A 16,192-nucleotide genomic window follows, 5' to 3' on the forward strand; every position below is an offset into this window, starting at 1 on the left:
TTCCTGTCATCGAGGGCTCTGCGTGCCACCGGATGAATCCGCGTCGGTCGAGCGCGCCCGCGCCCGCGCCTCGTGCCGGCCGTGAGGGTGCAGGCCGGGACCCAGGGCGGGACCGGCAAGCGCGGTGGGGGAGAGGTCGGTGGATTCCTCGCCGACTTCCAGGAGGGTGGCGGCGGCTCCCACGATCAGCGGGTCGGGCTGCCCGACGGCCGCGGTGTCCTTGCGGTCGTAGTCGATGCGCCACAGCAGGCTGCGGAGCGCTTCCAGCCGGGCTCGCCGCTTGTCGTTGGTTTTGACGACGGTCCATGGGGCGTGCTCGGTGTCGGTGGCCCGGAACATGTCGACCTTGGCGGTCGTGTACGCGTCCCACAGCCCGAGGGAAGCGATATCCGTGGGCGAGAGCTTCCACTGCCGGACCGGGTCGACCTGACGGATCGCGAACCTGGTGCGCTGCTCGGCGCGGGACACGGAGAACCAGAACTTCACCAGGAGGATCCCGTCGGCCACCAGCATGGCCTCGAAAGCGGGGCACTGGCGCAGGAACAGCTCGTTCTCCGCCGGGGAGCAGAAACCCATCACGCGCTCGACTCCGGCGCGGTTGTACCAGGAGCGGTCGAAGAAGACGATCTCACCGGCGGTCGGCAGATGGGCGATGTACCGCTGGAAGTACCACTGGCCGGTCTCCCGCTCGGTCGGCTTGTCCAGGGCGACGATCCGGGCACCACGCGGGTTGAGGCGTTCGGTGAATCGCTGGATCGTGCCGCCCTTCCCGGCGGCGTCCCGCCCTTCGCAGATCACCACCAGCCGGGCTCCCGTCTCCTTCACCCAGCGCTGGAGCTTCAGGAGTTCGATCTGCAGGACGCGTTTGGTCCGCTCGTACTCACCGCGCCGGACCCTGCGGTCGTAGGGATAGTTCTCCCGCCAGGTACGGATCGGGTACCCGTCCGCATCGAGCAGCACCGGCTGCTCCGGACGGCGATCATCTACACTCAGCCCCGCCAGCAGGTCCTCGCCGTCCGGCTGCCGCACTCCGTAGGTGTCCATACCGGTGCGCCTACCCGGCCGGACTCCCTCACACCGCCTTCCAGGGGGCAGAGCGGCACCGCGCCCGCAGCGGCGTGCCATCCCGCTGACCCGCGAATTCCGCACGGATGCCTACTGCACCGTCCGGTGGGGCAGACGAGGGGAGAGGTCCCTCCGAGTAGAGCGCATGCTCCCGGGATCAGGCCGTGGGCGTCGCAGCGTTGAGCAGCGAAAGCAGTCCGGGCAGTCCGCCTTCTGCCAGGGCGCGGCGCTGGCCGTCAGCGGGGGAGCCTTCCTGTAGGAGCCAATGGATGAGGCCACTGACCTCTCTGAGGTCGCCCGCATCGTCCAGGGCCGAGGTGATGTGGCGCAGCAGCGACCTAACGGCTTCCCCGTGAACGAGCCGGGTTTCAGGCGAGAGCTCGGTTGCTGAGCCTTGCAGGAGGCGGACATGAACCGCGCCACGCTGTTCGATGTCGACGGCACCCTCGATCCACCGCGCGATCGGACTGCCTGGCGATGACCTCCTTGCCCGTTTGCTGGGCGAGCATCGGGATTTGAGCAAGGACGACACGCTCAGCGCCGCGCACAGCACCCTCTGCGGCACGTAATTCGACCGGCTACCCCCGTTGCACGCGGCGGCGGATCTGCTGCGCGAGCTGGACCGCCGCTCGTGACCTCGGCGAAGGACGCCGAGCTCGACGCGCTCAGACGGGCCGTCGACGCCGACGACGCCATCACCGCGACGGCGAGCTCCGACGATGTGAGCGAGGGCAAACCAAGGCCGGAACCGGTGCATCACGCCCTCGGCCTCGCCGATGCCGCCGCCCGTGACTCCGTGTTCGTCGGCGACGCCGTGTGGGACATGCAGGCAGGCTCCCGGGCCGATGTCGCATGCGTGGGGCTGCTCTGCGGCGGCATTTCGCAGCGTGACCTCGAAGAAGCCGGGGCGCGCGCCGTGTACCGGCACCCCGCCGACCTGCTCGCGCACATCGACACCAGTCCGTTCACGGACAGGCGCAGACCGCCGGACCACACCGCTTGAGCGATGACCTGCTGGGTAGGCGCAGCGTACGAGAACGACACGTACCACAAGGTGAGCCCCATGGAACGATCCACCGAGCCGGAACCCGAGGGCCCCGGGCCCACCCCGATAGGCCCGGATGCGGTCCCCCATGACCCCGGATGCGGTTCCCCATGACCCGCACCCCGCCGGCCCCGGGGACAAGCCGCCCCCGGCCGACCCAGCCCCAGAGCAGCTTTCCACTACCGAACCGCCCACGTTGCCGGAACCTCCCGACTGAGCCCATATGAGCTGACCGGGGAAATGAAACCGGGCCCCGTCACCCTTCGTGGTGGTGCGCGAAATCGTCGAGGGAGGGCCCGGTAGGGATTGTCCCCAGGAGACCGGGGTAGCCGCGTGAGTGCCGCCCAGTGAGGGCTCCAAGTTGGAGGCCAACCATGTCAACCAGCACGCTTATAGCCATCGTTGCCATCGCCGCGGTCATCGTGATCGCGCTCGCGGTCGGCTTGTGGATGGCGGCCCGCCGACGTCGTCTCCAGAACAAGTTCGGCCCCGAGTACAACCGCACGGTCGAGGCCGAGGGCGGCCGCATGGCCGCCGAACGCGAGCTACGAGCCCGCGAGCAACGCCACGACAAGCTTGAGATCAAGGAGCTCCCTGCCGAGCGGCGAGACCAGTACGCCGTTGAATGGAGCAGCGTTCAGGAACATTTCGTGGACCGGCCGGAAGGCTCCGTGGAGGAGGCTGACGAACTGGTCGCGCGACTGATGCGCGAGCGAGGCTATCCCACGGACGACTACCGCGGTCAGCTGCGAGACCTCTCGGTCGAGCACGGCCGGACCCTGGAGCACTACCGGGCTGCCCACGACGTCAAGGTGCGCAGCACTGATCAGAAGACGACCACCGAGGAACTGCGAGGGGCGATGGTGCACTACCGCGCCCTGTTCGACGACCTGTTGAGTGATCAAAGGAGCCGGTGACATGCGGAACCACGCGAGCAGTGACGAGCGAGCCGGCGACGCCGGCATCACGACGGAGGACATAGCCCACCCCGTGCCGACTCCGGACACCGGCACTAACACCGAATCGGGCGAAGCGGCGGCCGACGGCCGGACGCCGCCCGTGTACCCGGGGGAGGCCACCATGGGCGCGGCCGCCGAGGAGGGCGAGACCCACGAAGGCGGGGACGAACGCCCGACGGATCGCGAGGCGGGGACCGGCCCGGCGCAGGCAGGCGCCGACGAACCGTTGCTGGGTGCCGAGGACACCGCGGACTACCACAAGAAATGGAGTGAGATACAGAGCCGGTTCGTCGATGACCCGCAGGACGCGGTCACGTCGGCGGACGCCCTCGTTGCGGAAGTGATGCAGACCCTCGCCCGCACCTTCTCCGCCCACAAGCAGGGCCTGGAGGAGCAGTGGGGCCAAGGTGAGCAGGTAGCGACCGAAGACCTGCGGCTGGCGCTGCAGCATTACCGGTCGTTCTTTAACCGCCTCCTGAATACCTGACCGACTCCGTAACAGAGCCGTTTCGAGCCGTTCGGAGTGAGCTCGGTGGTAAGCGCGAGAAGGCGGGCCGGGTTGCGCCGTTCCCCGCCTTCATGCCCAGCCGCGCGCGGCAGGGGCTGCGTGGGGCGAGACTCAGTGGGCCCAGCAGGCGCCGCGGAAGGCGTGGCTGCTCCGGCCGGGGGACGTGCTGGTCGCTCCCCTACCGCTGAGCAGGGAGTTCCTGCGGTACGTGTACGGCCTGACGGGGGTGACCGCAGTCGCTCGGGCGAAGACGGCATCGCTACCTTCGAAGGCAGCGACCACTACAGGTGTCGTCTATCGCTGGGTCGCGCCGTGCCTGCTCGGTTGGTCGGCTTCCCGTTCCAGCCTTTGAGGGTTTCTCTCAGGTCGCGACTGGTGGGGTCTTCCTGGCGGGGGAAGTGGGCTCGTTCGGGGAGTCACGACCTGGTTGGCGGGGCAGGCGCGCGGCGCGAGGGCACGGATGCGGGTACCCCTGCATAGTCGGACAGGCCCGAGAACGTTCGGCCCCCGCTTCACCGCCCCAGACCAGAGGAGACAGCCATGTCGCAGGTCAAGGAGTCCATCGAGGTCGACGTGCCGGTCCGTACGGCGTATGACCAGTGGACGCAGTTCGAGTCGTTCCCGCAGTTCATGGACGGGGTGGAGCGGATCGAGCAGCGCACGGACACGCTCACGCACTGGGTGACGAGGATCAGCGGTGTCGAGCGGGAGTTCCACGCGGAGATCACGGAGCAGATAACGGACACCAAGGTGGCGTGGGTGACCGTCGGAGGCGAGAGCGAGCAGTCCGGCCTGGTGACCTTCGAGCCATCGATCCCACCCATACGCAGGTCACGCTGATGATGGACTTCGACCCCGAGGGGATGGCGGAGAACGTCGGCGACAAGCGCGGCTTCGTCGACCGGCAGGTCAAGGGCGACCTGAGGCGCTTCAAGCACTCCATCGAAGACCGTGGCTCGGCCACCGGACAGTGGCGAGGCCAGGTCTGACCCGGAGCCCGAGACCGCCGCCCCGCAAGGCCGCGCGCCGGGTAAGGAATGCGCGGCAGCCGCCGAAGGGTGCAGCGGGGATTCCTAGATCCGAAACTCGCGCGCGCCGGCAGAGGCGTCCGCGGGGACGAGCGTCCCTGGCGGAGTCAGCACCACCTCAATCCCCACTCCGGGACGGCACCGGGCCGTCACGCCTGGGCCGCGAGGGTGAACTCCTTCACGAGCGTGGTGCAGAAGGCGTCGAGGTCGTCGGGCCCGCGGCTGGTGATGAGCGTTGCCGGGGCCGCGCGGCATACTTTTACTTCCTCGTTGACCCAGGTGCCTCCCGCGTTGCGGATGTCGGTCGCCAGGCTGGGCCACGACGTCAGTGTCCTGCCGCGCACGACGTCGGCTTCGATCAGGGTCCAGGGCGCGTGGCAGATCGCCGCGACCGGCTTGCCCGTCTCGAAGAAGCTCCGGACGAAGCCGACAGCCCGTTCGTTCATGCGTAGTGCGTCCGAATTGGCGACACCGCCCGGCAGCACGAGCGCCTCGAAGGCATCCGAGGTGTCGCCGGCCAGAAGGTGGTCGACGGGGTAGGTGCCGGCCCTGTCGAGGTGGTTGAAGGCCTGCACCCGTCCGGGCTCGGTGGATACGAGCTGGGGAATCCACCCGGCCGTCTCGACGGCTTTCCATGGCGTGGTGAGTTCGACCTCCTCCACGCCCTCCGGGGCGGTCAGAAACGCGATGCGCATGGCGCTCACTCCCTTCGTCGGGGTGTCGGTCACCCCTGTGGACCGCCGCCGCAGCGGAGCAGGCCGATGGATGCCACACCGGCTCGCGCCCAGCGTTCGACTCGGTCTCTCCGCGCCTTCCCCCGCCGACGGACCTGAACCAGAGCCCGGCCGATCCGTCCGCGAGGAGCAGGCACCTCGAACCCCAGGACGGGTGGTCACCGGACGGTGACTCGACCCGTCAGCAGAACGGCCTGCGCATGAAGCGCTCCTCCGAAGGCGATGAGCATGCTTCGGCGCCCCGGACCCGGACGCAAGGTCTCTCGTGAAGAGAAGAAGGACGGCGTTGTGATAGGCAAGAGCGAAGGCCGCAGGGCGACTCGAAACGACCGGACCATCATTGACAACGCGCCGGAATCCGCCCTCCCGGTGGCGCCCTCTCCGTGGGTGGCGTGCCCCGGGCCGCCTCGGATCCAGGGTCTGACCGGGCGGTTCGCGAGGAGTAGGCCGCCAAGCGGCGGGTAGGCGCAGCACAGCCCCGGCCGACCTGACAGAAGGGCGGGCCCGGCCTTCGCGGCGAGGAGGCAGACATGTCCGCACGTGTTCCAGACCCCCCGCGGAACACACCCCAACCGTACGGCGGCGGTGTACCGCCGGGCGAGACTCCGCCCGGCGAGTCGAGCACCGGCTCCGGCGCGGGTCCGTACCGCCCCCTGACGCGCGGCTGGGGTAAGGGTCCTCTCCTGGTGACCTGCCTGGTGGCCCTGGCCTGCGCCCTCTTTTTCCTTGCCTACGCCATCATGCTGAACGTCTGACCCATTCCGACGGGGCCGGCACGGCCGGCTGCGCTGAACTCACTCGGACAAACGAGGGCAGGCAGCGGTTGTGCACCCGCCTCGCGGCGAAGGGGACGATCACGTCCTCGGGTCCCCCGCCACCGGCGACGTCCTCCCACTCGGCGGCCTGGTGCCGATTGCTGCTGGTCCGCCACGCGAAGGCCGTGCCCAAACACGTGGCCGAGGACTTCGAACGCTCCTCTCCCGGTTCTATCCGGGCAGTCCCCTGAGCAGGTCCTCGAGTTCGCGCTCGCCGTCGCGGGTCTGGGCGCCGTGGGCCAGTCCGCCGCGGATCAAATGCTCGGCCGCGGGGCGAATGATCTGGCCCGCCCAGGCGTCGTGCTCCCGCAGGAGACCCTCGGCCAGGTCCTCTGGGGCGATGGCGCGCTTGGCCGCCGCGATCACACCCTCGGACAGGGCTGCGATATTGCGGGCGAGGCGGTCGACGATGGCGTCGAGTTCGTCAGCAGGGACGGCCCGGTTCACCCAGCCGTAGCGCTCTGCGGTTTCAGCGTCGTACAGGTCCGCACCCAGCACCGCCTCCAGTGCGCGATTGCGGCCGACCCGGCCGGCGAGGTATTGCGTGCCTCCTCCACCGGGGACGACGCCCATGAGAGCTTCGATCTGACCGATCCCGGCGCGGCCGATCGCCGCGAACGCCATGTCCGCCGCCGTAACGAACTCCGCCCCTCCTCCGCGCGCCATCCCGGCAAGCTTGACGATGGTCACCTGGGGCTGGTGCCGAAGCAGCTCCCCCAATGCCTGAAAGACGTTGGCGCCGTCCGGAAGGTCGGCCGCGAGCTCGTCGAAGGCATCTGGCGTGTCGACGAGCGACATGTCGACGTGGGCTATGAAGAACTCCGGGTTAGCGCTGTCGAACACGATCACGCGAACCGAGTCGTCGTCCTTCAGCGCGGTCAGCAAGTGCCGGAGGTCGGCCATCATGGCGACGTCCAGAACATTGACGGGCGGGTTGTCGAGGGTGACGCGCGCGGTGCCGTCCTCGCAACTCACCCGCAGGGTCGTGTAGGCGTCGTAGTTCATGGCGATCCCCTGTCGGTACCTGGTATGCATCTAGGTTCCTGATGCATACTCAGCGTGCGATGACGGGCGACGGGCGTCAATAACGCACTTTCGACATCGCAAGGATCGCGAAGGATACCGACATGGCCACCTTTGAAACCGGCGCCGGCGCTGGCATCGACACCGTCTACCGGTCTGACTGCCCCAGCCGCCCGATCCTCGACCAGATCGCTGACAAGTGGTCGATGATGGTGATGGCTGTCCTCGACAAGCCCACTCGGTTCAACGAAATCAAGCGCCGCCTCGAAGGCGTGACCCAACGGGTCTTGACCCAGACCCTGCGCCGCCTGGAGCGCAACGGGATGATCGTGCGCCGCGTGCTGCCAACCTCGCCGGTCGGGGTCGAGTACTCCCTCACGCCTCTCGGCGAATCCCTGCGGGAGCCGTTCGGTCGGTTGTATGACTGGACGGTCACCAACGCGGACGAGATCCGGGCGCGCCAAATGGACTACGACCAACGTGGTCAGAGCTGAGAAGGTGCGTCCGAGAACGACTTATTCCGGGCACCGCTTCGGCATCCGAGTCCGGCCTTGGGTAAACCCCAGCAGCCCTCATGGCGTTTGTTGCTGAACCGTGGGCATCTCGGCCCGGATGGTACGACGCAGTGCTGACCCTTCAGCGGCCCGGGGGCCGCGTCACCATCACCGGGGGTTCTGCATTCAGATCACCGCCGAGGTAGCCGAGGTAGTGGCCAAGTTCCAGAGTGGCGGTCAAGGAAATCGCTGTCGGGGCGTGGTCCCGGTGGTCAGGCCGCACCCCGCACCTCCGAAACGTAACTCGCCGCCGAAGCCTTGCTGTCGTGCTCACCCGTCGGCGAGGCGTTGGATGGTGGCACTCAGCCAGGCCTGGAGCTCAGCGGGGTCGCCGAGTTCGGAACGCAGGATCCGGCGGCGGGTCGAGACGCCGAGCACGAAGGCGTCGATCGCTGCGGCTCGGCTGCGGGCGTCCGCGTCGTCCAGTCCGCTGTCGCACAGGTAGCGGTGCAGCGGTTCCAGCGAGTTCGTGTCGAGGAAGGAGGCCAGCGCCTCTGCCGCCTGCGGGCGTTCGCCGGAGGCGCGTTGCAGTACGAGCAGCGGATCCTCTCCAGGGGCACCGAACCAGCGCTGGACGATGTTCGCTGCGAGGTGCGAACCCAGCGTGGAACGCTCACCGTCGAACGAGTGCCCTTGCGGCAGCGCGGTCCGTTGGGGAGGGCATGGGGTGTGAGGCGCCTCGGCGGGTGCCGGGCGGGGCGAGTCTGCCGGGCCGGCCGGTCTTGGTTGGGCCACGGTCGGTCCGGCAGGCATCGATCCCCGGGCCCGGCAGACTGTTGAGCACATCGTGCGGGCGGTCCGTGACGGCGACGAGGCACGCATCCGCACCCTGCTGGCCGACTTTGCGGCCGTGGCGGACACGCGGCCCTGCTGTACCTGCGCGAGCGCTTGTGCCCGCCGCTGCCGGGGCAGTGACGTGGGTCCCGCCACCGGACGGGGTGGCGGGACCGTCACACGGATACCGGCCCGGGGTGGTGGGCCGGCCGGCACGTGTCGGGCTTTCAACGCCTGCGACCGGCCCAGCGTCACGCCGGTCGATCCGACTGGTACGGGAGGTAGTAGCTGAGTACGTCGGCAGTGAGCGGCGGGAGAAGCGCCTGGAACAGCTCCTCGTCTGCGGAGTAGACGTCGGGGCGGATCCGGGTCAGCCCCTCGATTCCGTGCGGGCCGAACAGCAGGGCGGCCAGATCATTTCTCCACCATGCCCCCGACTGCTGCCCCATGCCAAAGCGTTGACGAGCGGGGGCGGCCCGCCGCACGGCGAGCCGCCTGAATTCGGGGTGTGGCCGCTGGCATGGTGGCCGTGTGTGGTCAGCAGCCCGGCGCGGCCGGCTGAGCGTGGCCCCGGGTCCTCCTGCCCGGGGCCACGCCGTACCGGGTCCGGTCGGGGGCCCAGTACGGCGTCGGGCGGGCCTGCCCGGGCCGGCGGCGACGGCGTGACAGAGCCCCGGCCGGGTGACAACGGGCCCGGCCGGGGCTCTGCGTGCGTGGGGTACCGCCTGTGCTCAGACGCCCTCGTCGCGCTCGCGCTCACCCTGGAACGGGTCTTCCTCGCGGCGCCGCTTGTTGTCGTCGGGGCGCTGGCTGCCGCAGGAGGGGGCGCCGGGCTCGGGGTGGACCGGGTCCTGGCGCTTGTCCTGCTTACCGCCCATGACGGCGACTCCTCGATGCGTGGGGATGCTGATTCCTCCCGCCCAAGCCGATATGAACCATAGCGTTACGCACAATTTCGGCTACGGAGTATGGCGGGCGGGTGGTGTCCGGGCGGCCGCCGATGCGTCGGCATACGGGCCGCGGCTTCGGTGCCGAAGATGAGCGCAACCTACCTACCCATCCGCGCCGTCAGGAGCCGATTGCCATGCTGGAGCGCACGCTGCGCAAGGACCGCACCGAGGTCACCTTCATCCTTCCCGCAGACATCCCGCCCGGGGACGTCAGCGTGGTCGGCGACTTCAACGACTGGCAGCCCGGCGTGCACACCCTGACGCCGCGCAAGGACGGCAAGCGGGCCGTCACGGTCGAGCTGCCCTCCGAGAGCGCGCACTCGTTCCGCTACTTGGCAGCCGGTGACTACTGGTTCAACGAGGAGAGCGGCGAGCAGGACGGCCCCAACAGCCGCCTGCACACCTAGAGGAGTAGTTCCGAAGTCCGGTCGGGTTGTTGGTTGACCCGGCACGACGGCGAAGGCTTCCAGGTCTCCGGCCGATAGCCGTGAAAGCACGACCTGCCATTGTGGGCGAGTGGGGGTCAGTCAAGAGCAGGGGTCATGAGGTCAAGGACCAGCAGGTTCCCCCAGTCGTTGGTGAAGGTGGCACGCATGCCCTCGTAGTGCACGCTGACGAATGGGTTGGAAAGAAACATGACGGCGACCCACCGCAACGATGAGTCGGCGTTGAGACGGGCGAGGTAACCGATGTTGCCCATCCCGCCACCCCCGCCGGACATCCATCCTGATCCGTCCGGTAGCGGGCCCTCGAAGCAAGTGTTCACCTCATCGACGTAGTGCCCCTCAAGGGCCTGGGCCACGTCGAACGGCCCTCCGATACGAAAGGGAATCGGCTGCCCGGCATCCGGGTGGTACGTCCCCGGGCCGTCAACATGCAACTCCAAGCCAGTGTCGTCCGGCCGGTACAGACCGTCGCAAGGCGGCATTTCCCCGGACTTCCAGAGCCCCTCGACCATCCCCATAACCCATCCATTGTCAATTACTGAAGTTCCGAAGTCTGGCTGCGCCAATGACAGAGGGTGTCCAAGATCAGTTTGTGACGACCGATCTGAGCAGCACCGCCGGGCCGGATCCTGGCGGAGCCGGAACGTCCTCGCCGTCGGATGGGGCTGGCTCATGCTCCGCGTGCGTCGGCGGCGAGCGTCTCCGCCATGCTGAGCGCGGCCAGGAGCTGCGCCTGGCCCTCGGCCGACTGTAGGGGTGCCGGCCGTCGTCGCTTCAGCGATCCGGGCCGCGTGTTCCAGTGCTGTTGCCAAACCGGTCGGCTCCAGGTGAGTGGTCAGCCATTCGTATCCTGCGCGGAGGGTGGCCGCGAGGTCGCCGTCGTGGTCCTCGGGGGCGTTGGTGGTTAACGCCAGGAGCCACATTTCAACATGGGATTGCACGATCGCGGCGACGGACCGGAGTCCGTGACGGTGCCGCACCGGCCTCCGGCGCCTTCCGGGCCTCGGCGCCCGGTCCAGCTGCTCGCCAGCCACCGGTGGCGGTGGCAGACCTCCAGCCGATAGTCCACCGGCCGGTCCCGTGCCCGCGAGCGGCGTTCGACGACCACGGTCGACAGCGCGGGTGCATGTGGTGATCTGGCGCAGGACCGGCACAGCGGTACCCCCTACTGGTCGCGGATGAGAATCCGATCATGACCAGGGAACGGGCGTCCTGGCGTCCAGGATTGGACGCTACGGCTGTAACCCGGCTCTCACTCCGGGCGAGCGGCCGTCGGTCATTCCTGGACGTCGCCGGGAGCCATGTCGTCCCGCAGGCACAGGTAGCGCACCGGATGCCGGTGCGGCCTAGGCCGAGGGCTGTGTGGGCGTCGACTTCGGCGACGAGGTCGGGCACCACGGGCTGGAATGCCAGCAGGTCCTTCGTTCCCCACCCCGCCGAGAACTTCCGGCCCCACCAGGGGTGCTCGTATCCCGCCGGACGCAGGACCGCGCCCAGCTCGGCCGCCGCGTTCCGGGACAGCCGTGTGGAGCGGGCCACCAGCCGCAGCTGGCCCGCCGCGTCAAGCCGGCCGAGCAGAAGACTGCGGGGCGCACGCGCACTGCCGGTGACCGCGCCGATGATTCCTTCCGCCGACATGCGCGTCCGCAGCTTCTGCCACCCGCGTTCCCCGGGCCGGTACCGGGAGCCGGAATTCTTGATCACCAGGCCTTCGATACCCGCTGCTCCCCACACCGGGTCCAGCCAGGCTCGGGCCGTCGCGGCATCGGTGGTCTGCGGGCACAGCGCCCAGGGCGCGGCGAGCCCGAGGGACGCGAAGAGGTCCTCCAGCGCCCTCCGGCGCTGATGCAGGGGCTGTTCCATGAGGACGGCCCCGGCGACCTCGAGTAGATCGAAGGTGATCACGTGCGCGGGCTGCTTCCGGGCGGCGTGCTCGGCCCGGGCCCCGCAGAGCCGGGCCCGGTGCTGAAGAGCGGTGAAGTCCAGTCGGCCGTCGTGCCAGACCACCAGCTCGGCGTCGAAAACCGCCTCGACGGGCGGCGAGAGGTGCACTCGCCACTCCTACGCCCTTCGTGCCCCGTCCGCCTGCACGCCGCGCTGGGTTCCTGGAGCGACGCGACGCGGCACGGCACGGGGCCGTGGTCATGTCGCTGGCCTGTCAGAGTCCGCGCTTAGGCTGGTGCAGAGATTCGATCAAGGAGCAGGGCAGTGCGAATAGAGCGTCACCAGGTGGGCGGGGCCGCCGTGTCGGCAGCGCGCGAGGACTTCACGAACCGTATCGGGCGTCAGGTGCACTCCATGTCGAGGGCCGGCCGCATGGCCACGTACGAATGGCAGTCGATCGCGGACGAGTTCCGCGAATACCTCGGCGCCCTGGCCGTCGAAACACCCGACCTCGACACCCCGGAGGCCATGGCCGCCCTCAAGGACGCTTCCGAGGCCGCGGTCGGCGCCGTCGCCTACGCCGCGTACCACCCGCACTGCACCTTCAACGTCTTCCTGGAGTACGTCAACTTCGGCATGAGCTACGACCCGGGTGACGACGCCCCCGAGGAGCGGGTCACACCGGGGGAGTGGATCGACGCGCTGTGCCTGGCGGTGCTCCGTGACAAGGCGAAGTGGCACGGCGAGGCCTTCCACTTCGCCCGGCAGAAGTTCGCCGAGCACGCACAGGGAACGCCCCTCGGCGAGCTCGCCACGGGGTTGACGGCCGTGGTCCTGGACGACGCCGGCGACGGGGAGTACCCGCCGAGCGCGCAGGCCAAGCTCCGCGCCGTCGACGCGGCACTGGACCGCATCCGTGCCCGTGCCGCAGAGACCGGCGAGCCCCTCCTGGACCGGCCCGACAGCATGGCGCTGCGCACGCTGCGCGCCCTGGCAGCGGAGGACCGGGAGGCCTTCAATGCCGCGCTCGCCGACCTCCTGACCAGGCACGCCACCCTGCACGGCCCGACGGCCTCCCCGAGCACCCTCCTCCCTCTCGTCCCCATCTCACTCGCCGCCGTGGCATACCGGACGCTGGGTTGGGCGCCGTCCGTCCACACGGACTACCTCCCGCACGCGCTGGTCACCGGCTTCGAGACGCGGGGACCCCGGGTCGGAGGGTTCGGCCGGGACCGGCGGCCGGACGCTGTCGCCGCGCTCGCCGCGGGCCCGCTGGTGGTGGAGCGGCCGGCCTGTGAGCGTGATGGGATCCCGCGGGTCGAGGCCATGTACGAGGAACACCTCCACGAAGCGTTCGCTCCCGTCGACGGCAAGCCCCTTGCTGTCTGGCGTCTGGGCAGCGTGCTGGAGGACCAGGAGCGCCTGTTCCAGTGGCGGGCAGGAAGCCCTGGCGACGTTGCGGACGCCCAGCTCACCACTCTTCGGCTGGCCTCTCAGATGGGGGCGGCCCTGTTCCGCGTCGCGCTGGCGGAGCCGGACACCGAGGTCGAGGTGTCCATCGGCGGGCGCACCCTGCGCTACCCCGCCAAGCGGGGTAGGGAAGCCGGTGCCGGGTACTGGCAGACGGCCGTCGCCTTCGCCCTGATCACCGGAGGGCGCGAGGATCTCGCCCCCTTGGTCCTCACCGGCCCCACCTTCGCAGGCCCGGACGGATCCGCATTTACCGCGTACCGCGAAGCGCTCCACGCCTACCTGACGGGTGCCGGGCCCGAGGCCGCCGCGCAGCGGGCGCTGCAGGAGGCCGAGAAGGCCAAGGACTGGGGCTTCGCGATGCCGCCGGCCGTGCTGCTGTCGCAGCTCGTGGAGGGCGACGAGGAGAGCTTCAACCTCGCCCTGGCCGACGCGCTCGAAACCCATCGCGCCTACTACCAGGTCGCCGACCGCGCCGACGGCCCCGAAGTCTCCGTCAACCTCGACGTCCTCGCTCTGGCCTGCCACGCCCGCCGCCGCGGCTGGGCCATCCGCGTGGAGTCCCCCTACCTGCCGCAGTACCTCCTGCGGGCCGCTGAACCCTTCTCGTAGGGCTTGGTCAGGTTCATTCTTAGAATCATTTGTCTTTCCGGGTGTGACGGCCGGGTTTCCGCTGGTCAAGCGTGAAGTTGCCTCCGCTGCAATAGAGATGACACGTCGTGTTCTCTCTTTGGCGGAGGTGCCAGATGCCGTCGGTGATGGGGTTGATCGAGGAGCGGGAGGTCGCTGCCCGGCAGCGGGTGGGGTTACTGCGGAACGAGCTGGACCGGCTTGTTGCCGAGCTGACTCGTCGGCGACTTCCGGGGGAGGTATCCCGTTCTCCACACACCGGATCGCCCCGTGGCCTGATGTATGTGCGCGGTGACGGTGAGCAGAACGGGCCGATGGGGCGGGTACGGGCTCGCCGGTGGCGCGGACCCAGCCGGAGGGAGGGCAGGCAACCCAGCTCATGCCGTGCCGGCGGATCACCGGATCGGGCGCGTTCGCGTCGACCCCGCTGCCGCACCCGCGAGAGGCGATGTCCCGAGCGGCGGCGTCCGAAGGGCAGGTCCACCTGCATGGCGCGGTCGTGGCGGGAGGGGCCGCCCGGCGGGTGCCGGACGACCCCTCAAGTCGCTGCCGAGTACGGTGCGCGGATCAGCCGTTGACGGTGAGGCGCGAGGCGCCGCCATTGATCTCGATGGTTCCGGTCAGGGCTGGCACGGTGCTGACCCGGCCTGCCGAAGCGCCCTGACCGGTGTTTCCGTTGGTCCAGTCCGAGCGAACGCTGCTTCCGTTCCCGTTGCGGAGGAGCACCCGAAAGACACCGCTCTTGTTGGAGTAGCCGTTGACCCAGGTGCCGCCGCTCTGGCTGCGGTGCACGGCAACCCAGTCGCCCTTGTACCAGGAGGAACCGTTGTAGGCCATCGTGCAGGAGATGTCGTCGTACGTCTGCTCCGGAGGGCAGCTCCGAACGGCGGTGAGCGCGGACTCCGCGTCGGTGGCCGCGGAAGCGGTTCCGGTGGCCAAGGGGCTCGCGAGGAGTGCGGTGGTGGCAAGACCGAGCAGAAGCTTGGTACGCATGGTGGGACGCCTTCCGTCGAGGTGTGCGCCCATCGGGCGCGTCCCACCGAGTATCGCCAGGCGCCATCAACGCCGGCTTTGGCGAGCGGTGCACGCTTTCTTGGCGTGGAGTGCACGAGTCTCTGTTGGGCACGCGTGCCTGCCCGAGGCCACGACCTCCCGCGGTGACGTCCAGGCCGAGCGAGGGCATCGACGTAGAGGTGTTGGGGCGTTCTAGATGACCGTCGAGGGCTGCGCGAGTTGCTTCCGGGTGCGGTCGGCGCCGCCCTCACCCGGCAACAGCGGCGAGCCCTGCCGCAGTGGCCCACCTCTACCTGGTTCGCCCCCGGAGCTCCACTGCCAGGTGTTGGTAGAACTCGGCGTCGCCAGTGAGCCCAACCGCTAGGGGATGTCGGCGATCTGCTGGACGGTCTTCCCCGGGCGTTCTGGCGGACGTAGCGGCCGGGCCGGGGCGAGGAAGGCGTGGGCCAGGGTGACGACGGCCTCGCAGTTCAGCCGTATCGCGGTGAGCGCGTCCCAACCGTCGGCGGTGTCAAGGTCCGCCACCAGGTAGCGGTGGCCCGAGCCGAGCCCGTCGACGAGGGTGCGGAGCCAGGTCCTTGCTCCGGGCGACCGCGGTGACGGCGTACCCGGTGGCGGCCCGTTACCGGGCGAAGGTCCGCCCCGTGCCGGTGCTGGGGCCGGTCACCAGCGCGCGCAGCGCTCTCACTTGTCGGCCGCAGGGATCGTGCCGGGCGAGAGGAGGAAGGAGACCTTCTCCATGACCGGCTGGCGCTGGGTGTTCTGGAAGGCGGCGATCCGTCACTGCCCGTCGGCCTCGCGGACCATCGTGTACGTCTGCACCTTGGTCAGCCCACCCGGCTTGTCGCCGGTGTAGGTGTCACCACGGCTGGTGACGAGGGCCGTGTCCGGGCCGGGGAAACGGATGCCGAGGAGGGAGTCGGCCAGCTTCGTGCCCTTGACGAAGCCGCTGAAGAGGGCCCGGTGGGCCTCGGTGATGTCGCAGCGGCCCTGGTAGTAGGTGTCCACGTAGGTGGTGTATGTGGCGTCCTGCGTGAAGAGGGGTCCGTAGGCGTCGGCATCCTCTCTGCCCCAGGCCTGGGCCAGCGAGGACAGTACTGCGCACACCGCATCGCGGTCGTAGTCGCCGGTGGCCGTGACAGCGGTGCACTCCCCGGACCCCGAGCCGCTCCCGCTCCTCGACCAGGCCCCAGCCCCTGGGCAGGGACCGCCACTCGGCCCCGCGCTCTTGTTCACCGACCCGCGGTGCGAAATAGCCGATGCTCTCGTCCGGGGTGTGCTGGCGGTGCAGAT

17 protein-coding genes and 3 pseudogenes are annotated in these 16,192 nt (G+C 69.3%); 9 read left to right on the forward strand and 11 right to left on the reverse strand.

Translation table 11 applies throughout. The features are described 5' to 3' along the window. Window positions 1-6: 6 nt before the first annotated feature. The gene (gene ppk2 / locus OG594_RS45025) at window positions 7-1,044 is read right to left on the reverse strand and encodes a polyphosphate kinase 2 (RefSeq protein ID WP_266608410.1); all 1,038 of its coding nucleotides are present in this window, start codon (window positions 1,042-1,044) and stop codon (window positions 7-9) included. Between the two features lie 430 nt (window positions 1,045-1,474). On the opposite strand from ppk2, the pseudogene OG594_RS45030 reads away from it, so the two are divergent. The 5 genes and pseudogenes from OG594_RS45030 to OG594_RS45045 all read left to right on the forward strand — a co-directional run bounded on the left by OG594_RS45030 (window position 1,475) and on the right by OG594_RS45045 (window position 4,566). Then, window positions 1,475-2,068 (forward strand): annotated as a pseudogene (locus OG594_RS45030) (HAD family hydrolase). A 416-nt stretch (window positions 2,069-2,484) separates the two neighbouring features. Further along, complete coding sequence (locus tag OG594_RS45035) at window positions 2,485-3,027, forward strand: hypothetical protein (RefSeq protein ID WP_266608412.1); 543 nt, start codon at window positions 2,485-2,487, stop codon at window positions 3,025-3,027. 1 nt (window position 3,028) lies between these two features. After that, on the forward strand, window positions 3,029-3,556 hold the full coding sequence (locus OG594_RS45040) for a hypothetical protein (protein WP_266608414.1): 528 nt from the start codon (window positions 3,029-3,031) through the stop codon (window positions 3,554-3,556). Between the two features lie 160 nt (window positions 3,557-3,716). Continuing rightward, window positions 3,717-3,929: pseudogene (locus tag OG594_RS47475) on the forward strand (hypothetical protein); the annotation flags it as partial. Between the two features lie 188 nt (window positions 3,930-4,117). Next, window positions 4,118-4,566: pseudogene (locus tag OG594_RS45045) on the forward strand (SRPBCC family protein). Window positions 4,567-4,754: 188 nt separating this feature from the next. Here OG594_RS45045 and OG594_RS45050 read toward each other — a convergent pair. Next, a complete protein-coding gene (locus OG594_RS45050; RefSeq protein ID WP_266608889.1) occupies window positions 4,755-5,300 on the reverse strand; it encodes a type 1 glutamine amidotransferase domain-containing protein in 546 nt (181 codons plus the stop codon). 569 nt (window positions 5,301-5,869) lie between these two features. Here OG594_RS45050 and OG594_RS45055 point away from each other — a divergent pair. Beyond that, on the forward strand, window positions 5,870-6,094 hold the full coding sequence (locus tag OG594_RS45055; protein WP_266608415.1) for a DUF6480 family protein: 225 nt from the start codon (window positions 5,870-5,872) through the stop codon (window positions 6,092-6,094). 231 nt (window positions 6,095-6,325) lie between these two features. Here OG594_RS45055 and OG594_RS45060 read toward each other — a convergent pair whose 3' ends face one another. Continuing rightward, entirely contained in the window at window positions 6,326-7,159 is an 834-nt protein-coding gene (locus OG594_RS45060) for an enoyl-CoA hydratase/isomerase family protein (RefSeq protein WP_266608416.1), read from the reverse strand. Window positions 7,160-7,281: 122 nt separating this feature from the next. Here OG594_RS45060 and OG594_RS45065 point away from each other — a divergent pair, with 122 nt between their 5' ends. Further along, window positions 7,282-7,671, forward strand: coding sequence for a helix-turn-helix domain-containing protein (locus OG594_RS45065; RefSeq protein ID WP_266608417.1), 390 nt, complete (start codon window positions 7,282-7,284; stop codon window positions 7,669-7,671). Between the two features lie 330 nt (window positions 7,672-8,001). On the opposite strand, the gene OG594_RS45070 is transcribed toward OG594_RS45065, so the two are convergent. The 3 genes from OG594_RS45070 to OG594_RS45080 form a co-directional block, all read right to left on the reverse strand. Further along, complete coding sequence (locus OG594_RS45070; protein WP_266608420.1) at window positions 8,002-8,466, reverse strand: hypothetical protein; 465 nt, start codon at window positions 8,464-8,466, stop codon at window positions 8,002-8,004. Window positions 8,467-8,756: 290 nt separating this feature from the next. Further along, window positions 8,757-8,954, reverse strand: coding sequence for a hypothetical protein (locus OG594_RS45075; protein ID WP_266608424.1), 198 nt, complete (start codon window positions 8,952-8,954; stop codon window positions 8,757-8,759). Window positions 8,955-9,236: 282 nt separating this feature from the next. Then, window positions 9,237-9,383 carry a hypothetical protein gene (locus tag OG594_RS45080; RefSeq protein ID WP_266608425.1) on the reverse strand — a complete coding sequence of 49 codons (147 nt, stop codon included), beginning with the start codon at window positions 9,381-9,383 and terminating at the stop codon, window positions 9,237-9,239. 206 nt (window positions 9,384-9,589) lie between these two features. Here OG594_RS45080 and OG594_RS45085 point away from each other — a divergent pair, with 206 nt between their 5' ends. Beyond that, a complete protein-coding gene (locus tag OG594_RS45085; protein ID WP_266608426.1) occupies window positions 9,590-9,862 on the forward strand; it encodes an isoamylase early set domain-containing protein in 273 nt (90 codons plus the stop codon). A gap of 116 nt (window positions 9,863-9,978) precedes the next feature. Here OG594_RS45085 and OG594_RS45090 read toward each other — a convergent pair whose 3' ends face one another. After that, entirely contained in the window at window positions 9,979-10,419 is a 441-nt protein-coding gene (locus OG594_RS45090; RefSeq protein WP_266608428.1) for a hypothetical protein, read from the reverse strand. Window positions 10,420-10,825: 406 nt separating this feature from the next. Continuing rightward, window positions 10,826-11,953, reverse strand: coding sequence for a hypothetical protein (locus tag OG594_RS45095; protein WP_323185468.1), 1,128 nt, complete (start codon window positions 11,951-11,953; stop codon window positions 10,826-10,828). Between the two features lie 177 nt (window positions 11,954-12,130). Between OG594_RS45095 and OG594_RS45100 the strand changes: the two genes are divergently transcribed. Further along, window positions 12,131-13,867 (forward strand): immunity 49 family protein, encoded by a 1,737-nt coding sequence (locus OG594_RS45100; protein WP_266608892.1) that lies wholly within the window; start codon window positions 12,131-12,133, stop codon window positions 13,865-13,867. Window positions 13,868-14,452: 585 nt separating this feature from the next. Here OG594_RS45100 and OG594_RS45105 read toward each other — a convergent pair. The 3 genes from OG594_RS45105 to OG594_RS45115 all read right to left on the reverse strand — a co-directional run bounded on the left by OG594_RS45105 (window position 14,453) and on the right by OG594_RS45115 (window position 16,006). Further along, complete coding sequence (locus OG594_RS45105) at window positions 14,453-14,878, reverse strand: hypothetical protein (protein ID WP_266608430.1); 426 nt, start codon at window positions 14,876-14,878, stop codon at window positions 14,453-14,455. Window positions 14,879-15,259: 381 nt separating this feature from the next. Then, entirely contained in the window at window positions 15,260-15,424 is a 165-nt protein-coding gene (locus tag OG594_RS45110) for a hypothetical protein (protein WP_266608432.1), read from the reverse strand. Between the two features lie 255 nt (window positions 15,425-15,679). Then, window positions 15,680-16,006, reverse strand: coding sequence for an SgcJ/EcaC family oxidoreductase (locus tag OG594_RS45115; protein ID WP_266608434.1), 327 nt, complete (start codon window positions 16,004-16,006; stop codon window positions 15,680-15,682). Between the last annotated feature and the right edge of the window lie 186 nt (window positions 16,007-16,192).

It is taken from the genome of Streptomyces sp. NBC_01214 (assembly GCF_026340975.1).
Classification (GTDB): Bacteria; Actinomycetota; Actinomycetes; order Streptomycetales; family Streptomycetaceae; genus Streptomyces.

What these genes read in the sequence shown, in the direction of transcription:
- ppk2 (WP_266608410.1), bottom strand. Translation starts at nt 1,044, where the DNA reads ATGGACACCTACGGAGTGCGGCAGCCGGACGGCGAGGACCTGCTGGCG.
- OG594_RS45035 (WP_266608412.1), top strand. Translation starts at nt 2,485, where the DNA reads ATGTCAACCAGCACGCTTATAGCCATCGTTGCCATCGCCGCGGTCATC.
- OG594_RS45040 (WP_266608414.1), top strand. Translation starts at nt 3,029, where the DNA reads ATGCGGAACCACGCGAGCAGTGACGAGCGAGCCGGCGACGCCGGCATC.
- OG594_RS45050 (WP_266608889.1), bottom strand. Translation starts at nt 5,300, where the DNA reads ATGCGCATCGCGTTTCTGACCGCCCCGGAGGGCGTGGAGGAGGTCGAA.
- OG594_RS45055 (WP_266608415.1), top strand. Translation starts at nt 5,870, where the DNA reads ATGTCCGCACGTGTTCCAGACCCCCCGCGGAACACACCCCAACCGTAC.
- OG594_RS45060 (WP_266608416.1), bottom strand. Translation starts at nt 7,159, where the DNA reads ATGAACTACGACGCCTACACGACCCTGCGGGTGAGTTGCGAGGACGGC.
- OG594_RS45065 (WP_266608417.1), top strand. Translation starts at nt 7,282, where the DNA reads ATGGCCACCTTTGAAACCGGCGCCGGCGCTGGCATCGACACCGTCTAC.
- OG594_RS45075 (WP_266608424.1), bottom strand. Translation starts at nt 8,954, where the DNA reads ATGGGGCAGCAGTCGGGGGCATGGTGGAGAAATGATCTGGCCGCCCTG.
- OG594_RS45080 (WP_266608425.1), bottom strand. Translation starts at nt 9,383, where the DNA reads ATGGGCGGTAAGCAGGACAAGCGCCAGGACCCGGTCCACCCCGAGCCC.
- OG594_RS45085 (WP_266608426.1), top strand. Translation starts at nt 9,590, where the DNA reads ATGCTGGAGCGCACGCTGCGCAAGGACCGCACCGAGGTCACCTTCATC.
- OG594_RS45090 (WP_266608428.1), bottom strand. Translation starts at nt 10,419, where the DNA reads ATGGGGATGGTCGAGGGGCTCTGGAAGTCCGGGGAAATGCCGCCTTGC.
- OG594_RS45105 (WP_266608430.1), bottom strand. Translation starts at nt 14,878, where the DNA reads ATGCGTACCAAGCTTCTGCTCGGTCTTGCCACCACCGCACTCCTCGCG.